10 protein-coding genes are annotated in these 13,304 nt (G+C 41.8%); 6 read left to right on the plus strand and 4 right to left on the minus strand.

Annotation, left to right across the window (positions count from 1 at the left end):
* Positions 1-121: 121 nt before the first annotated feature.
* The 6 genes from C228_RS15110 (at position 122) to C228_RS0101915 (ending at position 6,939) form a co-directional block, all read left to right on the plus strand.
* A complete protein-coding gene (locus tag C228_RS15110) occupies positions 122-349 on the plus strand; it encodes an IS3 family transposase (RefSeq protein ID WP_081618457.1) in 228 nt (75 codons plus the stop codon).
* A gap of 76 nt (positions 350-425) precedes the next feature.
* The gene (locus C228_RS0101895; RefSeq protein WP_050560370.1) at positions 426-1,268 is read left to right on the plus strand and encodes an energy transducer TonB; all 843 of its coding nucleotides are present in this window, start codon (positions 426-428) and stop codon (positions 1,266-1,268) included.
* Between the two features lie 18 nt (positions 1,269-1,286).
* On the plus strand, positions 1,287-1,961 hold the full coding sequence (locus C228_RS0101900) for a MotA/TolQ/ExbB proton channel family protein (protein ID WP_018651021.1): 675 nt from the start codon (positions 1,287-1,289) through the stop codon (positions 1,959-1,961).
* Positions 1,961-2,365: an ExbD/TolR family protein gene (locus C228_RS0101905; protein WP_018651022.1), complete on the plus strand. Its 405-nt coding sequence runs from the start codon at positions 1,961-1,963 to the stop codon at positions 2,363-2,365. The genes C228_RS0101900 and C228_RS0101905 overlap by 1 nt, the downstream gene beginning before the upstream one ends.
* Positions 2,366-2,386: 21 nt before the next feature.
* Entirely contained in the window at positions 2,387-4,102 is a 1,716-nt protein-coding gene (locus C228_RS13865; RefSeq protein WP_018651023.1) for a transferrin-binding protein-like solute binding protein, read from the plus strand.
* 11 nt (positions 4,103-4,113) lie between these two features.
* Complete coding sequence (locus C228_RS0101915; RefSeq protein ID WP_018651024.1) at positions 4,114-6,939, plus strand: lactoferrin/transferrin family TonB-dependent receptor; 2,826 nt, start codon at positions 4,114-4,116, stop codon at positions 6,937-6,939.
* 210 nt (positions 6,940-7,149) lie between these two features.
* Here C228_RS0101915 and tsf read toward each other — a convergent pair whose 3' ends face one another.
* From tsf to C228_RS0101935, 4 genes are all read right to left on the minus strand, one after another.
* Positions 7,150-8,001, minus strand: coding sequence for a translation elongation factor Ts (gene tsf, locus C228_RS0101920; protein ID WP_018651025.1), 852 nt, complete (start codon positions 7,999-8,001; stop codon positions 7,150-7,152).
* A 96-nt stretch (positions 8,002-8,097) separates the two neighbouring features.
* The gene (gene rpsB / locus C228_RS0101925) at positions 8,098-8,814 is read right to left on the minus strand and encodes a 30S ribosomal protein S2 (protein ID WP_014991581.1); all 717 of its coding nucleotides are present in this window, start codon (positions 8,812-8,814) and stop codon (positions 8,098-8,100) included.
* 262 nt (positions 8,815-9,076) lie between these two features.
* Positions 9,077-10,861, minus strand: coding sequence for an ABC transporter ATP-binding protein/permease (locus tag C228_RS0101930; protein WP_018651026.1), 1,785 nt, complete (start codon positions 10,859-10,861; stop codon positions 9,077-9,079).
* A 106-nt stretch (positions 10,862-10,967) separates the two neighbouring features.
* On the minus strand, positions 10,968-13,106 hold the full coding sequence (locus tag C228_RS0101935) for a TonB-dependent siderophore receptor (RefSeq protein ID WP_018651027.1): 2,139 nt from the start codon (positions 13,104-13,106) through the stop codon (positions 10,968-10,970).
* Positions 13,107-13,304 lie beyond the last annotated feature (198 nt).

The raw sequence follows: 13,304 nt of genomic DNA on the forward strand, positions 1-13,304 counted from the left end.
ACAAAGTTTACAATATCAGTAAGACCATCAAGCGATATTAGTCACAAACAGCATTGTGCAAAGCATGTAGAAAAAAAGAAATTACTTGGATAATGAACCTATGGAGAACTTTTTTAGGTGATTGAAAACCGAATATTATTTGAGCAGATGGTTTAACACTTTTTCCGAACTTAAACAAATAATTGACGAGTACATTCATTACGACAACAATGAACAGATTCAAACGAAATTAAAAGGACTGAGCCCTGTAGAATACAGGACGTGGACTTTGCCTAACTTTTTAGGAACAAATCAAAATCTTACCTCTTTTCTCATCCACTTAAATTGTACTCTTTTTGTTCTTTTGTAAATTAAAACTAAAAATATTTACAAATAGTTTTTTTATGGATATATTATGAGAATTATTATCAATTGCAATCTATCCAATGTTTCCTTTATCTATCCCATTCACCTTAAGTGGATTTATTCTTTTTATTGTGGCGGTTTGCCACGCAGCTCTCTTGCTGTGGCTAGCCATTGATCGTTCGCCATCTTTAACTGTTACCTCGTTCCAAGGTTCAATTCAGATGGTGGAAGTGAAATTAGGCTCTGCCAAATCTCAAGTCGAAGTTTCGTCTCCGCCTCCTGTAATTAAAGAACCAGCTCCTGTAATGGACTCCCCTCCACCTGAATCAGGAGCGGAGGTCATTACAACAGTGAAATCTCCCCTCCCTAAGGCGGATTTTATTCTTAAACCAGCTCCCAAATTAGCTCAAGAAAAGCCAAAACCTGTAGTGCATAAGTCAGAAAAAATTAAAACAGCAAAAATAGCTAAGGTAGAAAATAAGCAGGCAAAAAAGAGAGACAAACCAGCCTCTTACAGCTCTACAGCTCATTCTGGAGAGAAACGCGGCATAGCCAATGCTTCTCCAAATGCCTTTCAAGAAGAGGGAAATCCATTAGGAAAAGCTGGGAGCAACTCGGCTCAAGGCAATAGCCACGTCAATGCTTCACTAGGGGCAGGCTATGGACAAACCTTAACAGGCCGTTGTTCGGAGCTTTCTGATGAAGCTGATGATCAAGGCAGTGTTCAAGTTTTAGTTTCGCTGGCTCCAACGGGACAAGCGACACAGGTTAATCTCTTATCTTCATCAGGGATTAAGCGATTGGATAATCAGGCAAAACGCATTGCCCAAGCCCATACCTATAGCCCAGCTCGGATCAATGGTAAAGCGGTGGAAGGCAATGTACGTTTTACCATTCATTTTAAATGCGGTGCTTCGGCATAATTTTTTGGAGGTCAATGAATGAACTTAACCCAACTACTCGCACAACAAGATCTTGTGCTAACCATTTCTTTTTCAATTTTGGTGATGATGAGCGTCCTCTCTTGGTCGATTATTATCATTCAATTGCTTCGCCAATTTTACGTGAAAAGACGAAATCAACAGACCCTTGCCCAATTTTGGCAATCGGGGTCTTTAGCTGAAATGGTGGAAACCAATCAGCACGACCATTCGGCAGTTGCAATTGTGCTGAAAGAGGTTTGGCAATCCTATTTAATCTATCAGCAAAAGTATTACCCGACTTTAGGCGGTTTGAAAAATCAACTGACCGCTAAAGATTACTTTACTTTGATTATTCGCAATGCCACCAGCAAGGTTTTACGCCGTTTTGATCAAGGCTTAGTGGCATTAGCCTCAATTGGCTCAGTCGCCCCTTTTATTGGCTTATTTGGCACAGTTTGGGGGATTTTCAATGCTTTAATGGATATCAGCCAGCAAGGGCAAGTGAGCATTGCCACCGTTTCTGCCCCAATTGGTGAGGCGTTGATTGCCACTGCGTTAGGGCTTTTTGTAGCGATCCCTGCGGTGCTAGCGTATAACGCTATCACTCGCCTTAATCGCACTCTTTCACAAGATTTGGACGCTTTCGCTCACGATCTTTACATTCAGCTACTCAATCTTTCAGGAGAAAAATAATGGCGTTTGGTAATTTTGATTCATCCCAAGAGAGTGTGATGTCGGAAATCAACGTTACGCCTTTAGTCGATGTAATGTTGGTGTTACTGATTATTTTTATGATCACAATGCCGATTTTAACCAACTCGATCCCACTCGAATTGCCCACAGCGAATGTGGAAAAACAGGCCGTTCAACCAAGCATTTTGCAAATTGCGATCAATCAAGAGGGATTTTATTTAAACAATCAGCCGATTCAAATCGAACAACTCGCGGTACGATTTGAACAGGCTTTTACCGAAAATCAAGAAACCGTGGTAGCCATTTCTGCAGATGTGGCGGTCGAATATCGACATATTGCTAAAGTATTAGAATTAGCCCAAAACGCAGGCTTGAAAAAAATCGGCTTCATTACCCAACCTTAGTCATCATTTTAAGGAGACAATATGACTTTTCCACTCAAACGTAGTGTTTTATTCTCGCTATCCTTGACCCTCTCCGCCTGCTCGGGAGGCAGTTTTGAAACCAAAGACGTGAAAGTCGATAACGATCCCAAACCTGCCCCGAAAGTTTGGAAAGACGAAACTAGTCAACCTCGTCAAACGCCCAAGCAGGTAGAAGGCATTATGCAACCTGCCCTCGGCTATGAAATGGCTATTCCTCGCCGTAATGTTTCGCCGTTTGACAAAGACGGCAATAGAATTCCTGACGGTAAACACGCCGAAGAAGAGGTCGCACTTTCGGCGGATAATGTCAAAGCGATTGCTGGCGATCCGAAGCAAATTCCTCATCAAGATGAAATGCCAAGCGACTACTATGCATCCCTTAAAGATAAAGCAAATAATTTTGAATTTGTCCACGCAGGTTATGTTTATGATCCTGCTTCTCGTTTAATAGAACGAAATAATGGCAAAATAACCACCTTCCGCCAAGGAGCAAATGGCTATGTGTATTATCAAGGTGTAAATCCTGCCACCGAATTGCCCGTTGGCAAAACCGCGACTTACCAAGGCACTTGGGCGTATGTCACCGATGCAAAACGTGGGCGCGAAGGTAGAGAGCTAGGTTTCGATGATAGCCGTGCTACGGATCGTTATGGTGCAGTGTCATCAATGGCGGATGTGGAAAGTCAGCAAAGTGAATTTCAAGCGGATTTCGCCAATAAAAAACTGACCGGGACACTTAAAGAAACGTTGCGAGTAACCGAAGTCCAAAAAAATAAAGAAAAAGTGCGTTATACGCTGGAAGCAGATATTGTCGGCAATCGTTTTCGAGGCAGTGCCAAAGCCGCTCAACCCGATGATTCGATTTTTGGCAGTAGCTCTTCCCTGCTAGAAGGCGGATTTTATGGTGTTCAAGCACAAGAATTAGGCGGAAAATTCCTTGCCAATGACAATAGTTTATTTGCGGTATTTTCGGGTAAACAAAGTAATGTTGTGCCAACAGAAACCGTATTTGATGCGAAAATCATCAATCAACAATCGCCGAAATCTACCCCACAGAATCTGACCACTTTCGGTGATGTAACCACTTTATTGGTCGATAACCAAAAAATCCCTCTCTATCCTAACGAGAAAGGTTTTGTCATGAAGACGACAAGCGGTCAGATCCAAGCAAATATTTGCTGTCACAATTTAGACAATGTGCGATTCGGTACACTATATCAAAACAGAAATATGCAATATTTTTTGCAAGGTGAACGTACACCGACAGCAAATATTCCTCAAGCAGGGCAAGCCTATTATCAAGGCACTTGGGACGCTTATATTTCAGGCAAATCGGAATGGAGTACTTCAGCCAGCAATGCTGAGACGGGAAGCAAGGCACAATTTAACGTGGATTTTGCCAATAAAACTATTGAAGGCAAATTAATTGGTGAAGATCGCCTTTTCCCAACCTTTACTATCAATGGCAAACTAGAAAAAAATGGCTTTGTCGGTGAAGCAAAAACAGGTACCAAGGGTTTTAGCTTAGATCCACAAAACACCCATGATACTCAAATTGTCCATATTAAAAGTGAAGTTAAAGGTGGCTTTTATGGCGACAAAGCTCAAGAGTTAGGCGGTGCTTTTTCAGGCATTCACTCTGGCTATGAAAACATAAATAAAGAGATTAACTTTGGTGTCGTCTTCGGGGCGAAACGTCAAGTTAAAAATCAATAAAAGGAGACAAAATGCGTACTACTTCCCCAACATTTAAAATCAATGCGATCAGCCTCGCATTGGTTATCCTCATTATACCCACTGCCTTCGCTGAAACATCAGCGGAGACGGCTGTGCAATTAAATGATGTGGTCATTAAAGGTCAAAAGAAAGTCACTCGCAAAAGTAATGAAGTGACAGGGCTAGGCAAAGTAGTGAAAACAACCGCTTCATTGAATAAGGAGCAAGTGCTGAATATCCGTGATCTTACCCGTTACGATCCAGGGATTTCCGTGGTGGAACAGGGGCGAGGAGCGAGTTCAGGCTATGCGATTCGTGGGGTGGATCGCAATCGTGTCGCCCTCTTAGTGGACAATTTGCCACAAATTCAATCTTACCTTATTCAAGGGGTAAATAGCGGAAGCGGGGCAATCAATGAAATAGAATACGAAAATGTGCGCGCGATTGAATTAAGCAAAGGTGCAAGCTCAGCGGAATATGGAAACGGTGCCTTAGGGGGAGCGATTGGTTTCCGTACCAAAGAGGTTGATGATTTCTTAATCAAAGATAAAAACTGGGGACTCACCAGCAAAAGTGCCTATAGCACTAAAAATCGCCAGTTCACCCAATCACTTGGCTTTGCCACTCGCCAGCAAGGTTTTGAAGCTTTGGTACAATACACTCATCGCACAGGGCGAGAAACTCAGGTGCATAAAGATGCGGATAAAAGCACTCGCTATGAAATTACCCGCCTCTCTGCATACCCTCATCTCTACGATTTCCGAGGTGAACCTAATCTCAAAAATAGTGGCAGTTGGTTTATCGTAGAAGATGAATGTCCAAGCCTCAACTGCAACGCAAAATCGACCTCACAACCTACGACTAACCAGTTCCCCTATGATCGTACCGTCAATGGTTATGAGCCTTATACGCCCGAAGAACAAGCGGAAGCCAAACGCTTGATCCACCCAACCGAAAAGGTGAGTGCCAAAGATTACACAGGAGAGGACCGCGTGTTGCCGAATCCAATGCGTTACCGTACCCATTCGTGGTTAGTTAAATTGGGCTATCAGTTTTCACCACAACATTATGTGGGAGCGGTGTTAGAAGATACTCGTCAAGGCTATGATATACGTGATATGAGTATGCCTACGTATTATTTAGGGGCGGATCGCAATAGCAAGCAAATACGTGCAACCAATCGAGGACTTTACTCTGGGCAAAATTACGGTGAGGGGATCGTTTTCGATAAGGCTGCACTCAATTGGTCTCGCACCCAATTTTTTGATGAACGGCATCAGAAAGTGCGAAAAGGGCTACTTTACCGTTTTTCGCCAGAAAGCCACCGCTTGTTCGATAATCTTTCGCTATCCTATGACGAACAGCAAATTCAACTGGATAGTCAGCTGAAAAAATTGCACTGCTCGCCTTATCCAACCGCAGATAAAAATTGCCAAGCGACCTTAGATAAACCTTGGAGCTACACCCATTCCGAGAAAAATCGCTATCAAGAAAAACATCGTCTTGTTCAGCTTCAATTTGATAAAAAAGCTAAAACAGGCTCGATCACGCATCAATTAAGCGGTCAGTTCGGGGCTGATTTTTTCAATTCAACCTTAACTCGTCGCGAGCGTCTCAGCCAATATGTGCAACAAAAATGGACATTACTTGATCGCAATGTGCGAGGTGAAAACAAATTAGGGCGAGGTAATTTTGATGATCCTTATCTTTATCGAAAAGAAAAGCCTGAATTGATCACGGAAAATGGCTGTGATGACCAAAGTGAAGGACCTTGGAATTGCGGACAACGTAAAATCACAGGGCGGAACACGTTTATTGCCTTGCAAGATAAAATTAAAGTAAACCCATATTTGGAATTAGGCTTAGGCGGACGCTATGACCACTATCGTTCACGTTCTAACGATCAATGGACTGCCAGCAAAACCTACAAAAATTTCTCGTGGAATGCAGGCGTGGTAGTTAAACCAACCTCACAAATCAGCCTCGCCTATCGAGCCTCGACAGGCTTTAGAGTGCCAAGTTTCCAAGAGATGTTTGGCTTCCGTGTGCCAGGTTATTCCAAATCCGATGCAGCGGAATATCAAAAACAATACGGTAAATATCCATATCAGCCGACTGATGTTGCCCCTGAAAAATCCTTTAACCAAGAAGTCGGAATTGGCTTTAAAGGTGATTGGGGAACCTTGGAAGCCAGTTATTTCCAAAATAATTACAAAGGCTTAATTGCTTTGGCGAGAAAGGCGGAACAGTCATTCTCTCTCGGCTATCACAATGTACAAGATGTCAAATTGCAAGGCTACAATCTGATCGGAAAACTTGACTGGAACGGCATTTGGGATAAATTACCTGAAGGCTTATATTCTACCCTCGCTTATAACCGTGTTAAGCCTACACGTATTGATAACCGAGCAGGCTTCACTAGCATTGATACCTACTTACTTGATGCAATCCAGCCCTCGCGTTATATCCTTGGCTTAGGCTACAACGATCCTGATGAACGTTGGGGGATTAATGCGATGATGACTTATTCAAAAGGAAAAGATCCTAATGAATTAATCGGAAAATCGACCCACGGTAAGCGTGTGTACAATATCAGTGCCACCTCAAAAGCTAGCCGTAGCTGGCAAATTGTGGATCTGGCTGGCTATGCCAAATTCAACAAAAATATTACGCTTCGAGCAGGCATTTATAACCTGTTCAATCACCGCTATGTAACGTGGGAATCACTCCGTCAATCTTCAACCAATGCAGTGCATCAGCAACGTAATGTTGGCAATTACGCACGCTACGCAGCCCCTGGGCGAAACTACACCCTTTCGCTTGAAATGAAGTTCTAAGAATACCTGCTACACTGATAATCCGTGTAGCAGTGAACAAATCTTAAAAGGTATATACATTTCCATCAATTACGTGCTATGGAAGACATGGAATTTTAAAAGATATGTTAAACATACTGACAAGATCAAATATTAGTCCTATATGCCTATTTATTTCTTAATATACAAAAAAGCAGGCTTTCGCCTGCTTTTCTTGTCTCATAATGAATATTAAGCATTACCGCCACTGATTTTAGCAACTTCCGCTGCGAAATCTTCTTCCACTTTCTCGATACCTTCACCCACTTCTAAACGAATGAAGTTGGATACAGAGGTGTTTACTGATTTTAAGTACACACCTACGGTTTGTGATGGATCCATTACAAATGGCTGACCGGTTAATGAAACTTCACCGGTAAATTTGGCCATACGACCTTCAACCATTTTCTCTGCGATTTCTTTTGGTTTGCCAGAGTTCATCGCGATTTCGATTTGAATTTCACGCTCTTTAGCAACAACATCTGCAGAAACATCTTCAGGGTTTACAAACTCAGGTTTGCTTGCTGCAACGTGCATTGCCACTTTACGTAATTCTTCTTCAGAACCTTCACCTGCAACTAACACACCGATTTTCGCACCGTGTAAGTATTGTGCAATTACGTTACCGTCTAAGTATTGAACACGACGGATATTCATGTTCTCACCGATTTTAGCAACTAATGCAACACGTTTTTCTTCAAATTGTGCCGCTAATGCTTCAATTGCGATGCCTTTATTTGCTGCTGCGTAATCAACAACTTCGTTTGCTAATTCTAAGAAACCAGCATCTTTTGCTACGAAGTCAGTTTGGCAGTTCATTTCAACTAACACACCGAAACCGTTAGCAACGCGAGCTAAGATAACACCTTCAGCTGCCACGTTACCTGCTTTTTTAGCCGCTTTAGCTTGACCTGATTTACGCATGTTGTCGATTGCTAATTCGATATCACCATTTGCTTCAACTAACGCTTTTTTACATTCCATCATACCTGCGCCAGTACGTTCACGAAGTTCTTTTACGAGTGATGCTGTGATTTCAGCCATTTTGTATTCCTCTAAGGTTGAATTAGATAAGAAAAGCAGGGGGATAAAAAATCGCCCCTGCTCCAAAGTGATCTAAGGGCTATGCCTTAATAACGATTATTCAGCTGTCGCTTCTAACTCAGCTTCAACGTTTGAACCACGACCTTCTTTAACTGCCGCTGATGCTGCATCTAAGTAAAGTTGGATTGCACGTGTTGCGTCATCGTTACCAGGGATGATGTAGTTAACACCGTCTGGCGTAGAGTTTGTATCAACGATAGCAAATACCGGAATACCTAAGTTGTTTGCTTCTTTGATTGCGATATGTTCGTGATCAGCACCGATTACGAAAATTGCATCCGGAAGACCAGCCATATCTTTGATACCGCCTAAGCTTAACTCTAATTTTTCTAACTCACGAGTACGCATTAACGCTTCTTTTTTAGTGATTTTGTCAAAAGTACCGTCTTGAGTTTGAGCTTCTAAATCTTTTAAACGTTTGATTGATTGACGTACTGTTTTCCAGTTAGTCAACATACCACCTAACCAACGGTGGTTTACGTAGAATTGTTGGCAATCTACTGCTGCTGCTTTAACTGCTTCAGACGCTGCACGTTTTGTACCAACGAATAAAATTTTACCGTTGTTGCTTGAAATGCGAGTTAATTCCGCTAAAGCTTCGTTGAATAAAGGTAAAGTTTTTTCTAAGTTGATTACGTGAACACCGTTACGTGCGCCGAAAATGAATGGTTTCATTTTTGGGTTCCAGTAACGAGTTTGGTGACCATAGTGAACGCCCGCATTAAGCATATCGCGCATAGAAACTTGTGCCATAAGAATTTTCCTTAAATGTTGTTTGCTTTGTCACTTATGAAAGACAAAGCGGGGTTTAGCCTCCACATATCCTAATAAATCAACTACTTACGTAGCACCCCGATCATTAGCTTGCAATATGTGTGTGTTTTAGTGTTAAAAATAAATGTGAATGTTTCTCGCCCAAAATTCTTCAGACAAAAAACGGGGCGAATTATGCCAAAAAACGGACAAAATTGCCAGCAGTTTTTTGCAAAAATACCGGCAAATTTCACCGCTTGTATTAGCCGCAATTCATACACTCACAACGTTCCCTTTCAGTCAAATTAATTTGCTTGTTATGGAACTGTTGTAAAGTGCAGCGATGCCCTACGCTGATAATAATACTATTCGGTAATTGCTTTCGAATTGTCCGATACAAAATCGCTTCGGTCGGTTCGTCTAATGCCGATGTCGTTTCATCAAGAAAGATCAACTCCGGCTTCGCTAATAAAATGCGTACAAATGCCACTCGTTGCAATTCACCCGGTGAAAGCGTTGCTTGCCAATCGGTATCAAAATCCAGTGAACCCACATATTTGCTCAAACAACACTGTTGCATTGCTGCTTTTAATTGTTCATCCGTCACAACTAAATTCGGATAACAAATCGCTTCACGCAAGCTCCCTTGCGGCACATACGGGCGCTGCGGTAAAAATAGCGGTTGTTCTAAACAAGCACGTTCCGCCACGCCGAAAGTTTCAAATGGATAAATGCCTGCCAATGCTTTTAATAAGGTGGTTTTGCCCGTACCGGAAGCCCCTTGAATTAACAATGAATCTCCAGCTTGTAATTCTATATTGATATTTTTCAGCAAAATTTGACCGCTTGCGTCTTTGATGCCAAAATCTTTCAGCACAAAGCCTCTTGAACACGGGTAAGGCGCATTTACCGGCATTTGGTCGAGCTTATCCAAGGTAGTGAAAAAGCCGTATAAACGATTCAAACGGGCTTGGTATAAGGTAAATTCTTCATAAAACAAGCGGAAAAAAGACAACGCACGCATTAAGCGGTTAAACGACTGTACCGTTTGATGCATATCGCCTAAAGTCGCTTGACCAGCAAAAAAACGAGGCGCTTGTAGCATCAAGGGTAAAATCATCGCAACTTGTGTCACACCGGTATTAAAACCGTCCAACCCCAACATTTTGCGCACAATTTTCCAGCGATTGGCAATAATATAATCGAATTTAGCGGTTAAATTATGCTGTTCTCGTGATTCACCCGAATAGAAAGCGATACTTTCGGCATTGTCTCGCACACGAATCAGCGAATAACGATAATCCCCTTGTAGCTTTTCTTTATTAAAATTTAAACGAATCAGCGGTCGTCCAATCCAAATCGATAAAGCGGTCGCAAAAATGATGAACAAATAAATAAAGAACACAACGCCTTTCGGAATATCTACACCAAATAGTGTCAGTAGTCCCGACAAGCCCCATAAGATAATAGTAAATTCAATCGTTGCCACAATCGAATTAATCACGCCTCGAGTGACTTCAACTGTCCCCGTTACAAAAGCAGTCGCATCTTGTTCGATACGTTGATCGATATTATCCGGCAACGTTTGCTCATACTGTAGCAGATAGTAATTTTTATTTTGCAACCAGCGATTTAACATCTCACTGTTGAGCTTTTCCAACCACTTAATTTCAAACGATTGGGTAAGAAAATAATTGATAATCGAGTGAATAATCTTCACCACCACCAATAACGCATTAATCCCTGCAAAAAACCAAAACGCCTCGACCGCCTTGTCTTGCAACGATTTATATAAGCCATTGTAGAAAAAGGTATTTAATACGCTAATCCGTACTTCAAGTAGGATAAAAAAGATCAGCAATAAAAGTAAGCCGAGTGTTTTTGCTTTATGGCTTTTTTGCCAACAAGGGCGAGTGATATGCCAAAAGCGCTGACCGAATTCGGTTTGTTTGAGTAACCAGCCCGCAAGCAAAAGTCCGGCAGACACACAACAAAGCGCACTTATTAACCACAAAAAACTATTATTTAATTCTGTTTGCCAGTTCATTTAACCACTGTCTAAAAAAATACCAAATTACGTTTCCAAATAAAAAAAAACAAGCGGTCAGAATTGGCAAATTTTTTGCAAAATCCGACCGCTTGCCAAAGCCTATTTAAAATGAATATTCCATATTTGCCCAGTAAGTACGAGGCATACCTAACACGGCAAAACTGCGGTCATATTGACCTCGTTGCACCTGCCAGTAACGTTTGTTAAAGGCATTTTCCACCCCGCCACGTAAGGTCAGCGTCTGTTTATCCGCTACTTTCACCACATATTTCGCCCCAAAATCCACCGTAGTATAAGACGGTAAACGATAATTCGCTGCGCTATCTTGGTAAGATTTTCCATAGTATTGTAATGCGGCATTCAGCGTTAAGTTAGCCACAAACGGCGTATCCCATTCCACATTCGCTTTTGCCATCCAACGAGGGCTGGTGACTTGTACGCCGTCAACAAAAGTATCCTTATAGGTTGGGAAATCAAATAATTTCGCTTGGTTATAAGTTATACCTAAGGACGGACGTAACGTATTATTTAGCAAACTCGCATAGGTATTAAATTCAATTCCACGGTTACGCTCTTTGCCATGCGCTTTACCCGCAAGTGCTTTCAATGTGGCTTGATTACCACGAATAATCCCCGGACGGCGAATTTCATAAGCACTTAACGTAGTAGTGAGCCAGTTATCCCAATTTTTACGCACCCCAACTTCGATTTGCTTGCTGACACGAGGATTATTCATTTCACCAGTTTCAACATCAATATTCCCCGGTTCTAAATCTTCCAAATAGTTGCCGTAAAGCACTAAATCCGGATTCGGCACATAAGCAAGGGTTACCATCGGGCTAAAGCGATCCGCTTTCACTTCCGTACCGGCTTTTTTATCTTGTTGTTTAATCCATTGCAAACGACCGCCTAAAGTTAGACGAACGCTATTCTCAATAAAACCTAAGGTATCCGCAAAGGCAAGGCTATTGGCGCTCAGTTTTGAATCCACCCCTTGGGTATTTGCAGTTAAATCAAAGTTTTTTAACGGCGCAAAGCTTGGTGCATAGATTGTACCGCCTTTAATTTTTCCGTTAGTTTTACTGCTTTGGTCATGATCTCGCTGGCGTACCACCGAATCAAAGGCTAAATTCCAATTATGTGAAATTGCCCCTGTTTCAAAGTCGCCTTGTAATTTCAAATTACCGCTGGTAGTACGAGAACGGAAATCAATACCACGAATACCGCTTACTTCAAATTCTCCATTCTGCTTAAGCGAAGTAATCTGTCCGAATGCACCCGAATAACGAGACTCCATATGGCCTAAACCGCCGAATAACATCATTCCGTAAGGCAAATCATATTCGAATGTCCCCATCACGGTTTCATCTTTAGTGGTCTGCCCTAACCAATGCGGATTTAAGTTAGTTTTACCGTTTGGCGCAGCAGGAACGGTATAAGCGAGATTTTGCAAGTCCTGTAAACGTGCACGTCCGCCATCAGTATCACGTTTGCTATACATATAATCCAAACCGACGCGTAATTTATCGCCTTGGTAATCAGCGCCGATCGCTAATTCTTTATTCATTTCATCATAATCATTACGTGCCGTATTGCCGTCACGGTATTTACCGCTTACACGTACACCCCATTCTTTATTCGCACCGAAACGGCGACCGAAATCGAACGATTCTTGTAAACGATTATTGCTATACCAGCCGAAACCTATTTTATTAATGTTCTCATCGGTTGCACGTTTGGTTTCGATATTCATTGACGCACCGGCAGAACCTTCCGGATCCATACCGGTAGTTGCAGTGGAAGCACCTTTAATCAATTGTGCCGAAGCCACCGCTGCAGTTGGGGAATTATAAGTCGAATATAAACCTGCCAAACCGTTTACACTCACTTGACGCATATCTAATTGTAAGTTACGCACATACACGCCGGAGAGCGTATTGGTTTCACCGCCAAAATTCATTACCGAAGCATCAGTTTTGGCAATCGCATCCACCACATTTCGAGGCGCTTTATCTTCAAACGCTTTCTCATCATAATTCACTACAGAAATCGGTGAAGTAAAGGCAGTCTGTCTGCCAAGCAAACTTAAATTCACAATTTCTTTTTGTTTATCGCCTGCTGCTTTCGCTTTTTCAAATTGCGCACTGACGTTGACTTGTTCAAGCGTTGCAGCTTCATCAGCAAATGCGATTGTCGGTAACGTAAATAATGCGCTATAAATCACACTATATTTGAATTTCATACCAATACTTCCATAAAATAATTAATAGAAAATACCCAAATCAATAGATTCTACTTATTGAAAATAATTCTCAATCATATCCTAAGATCATACATTGCTTTCAAATAGAAATCACGCTGTTCCTTCAATTTTTTATTTACAAAGTAATAGCCAAAACCAATAAGTGGTCATTTTTAATCCAAAACTTGCAAAAGTCTG

The organism is Actinobacillus capsulatus DSM 19761 (assembly GCF_000374285.1).
GTDB lineage: Bacteria > Pseudomonadota > Gammaproteobacteria > Enterobacterales > Pasteurellaceae > Actinobacillus > Actinobacillus capsulatus.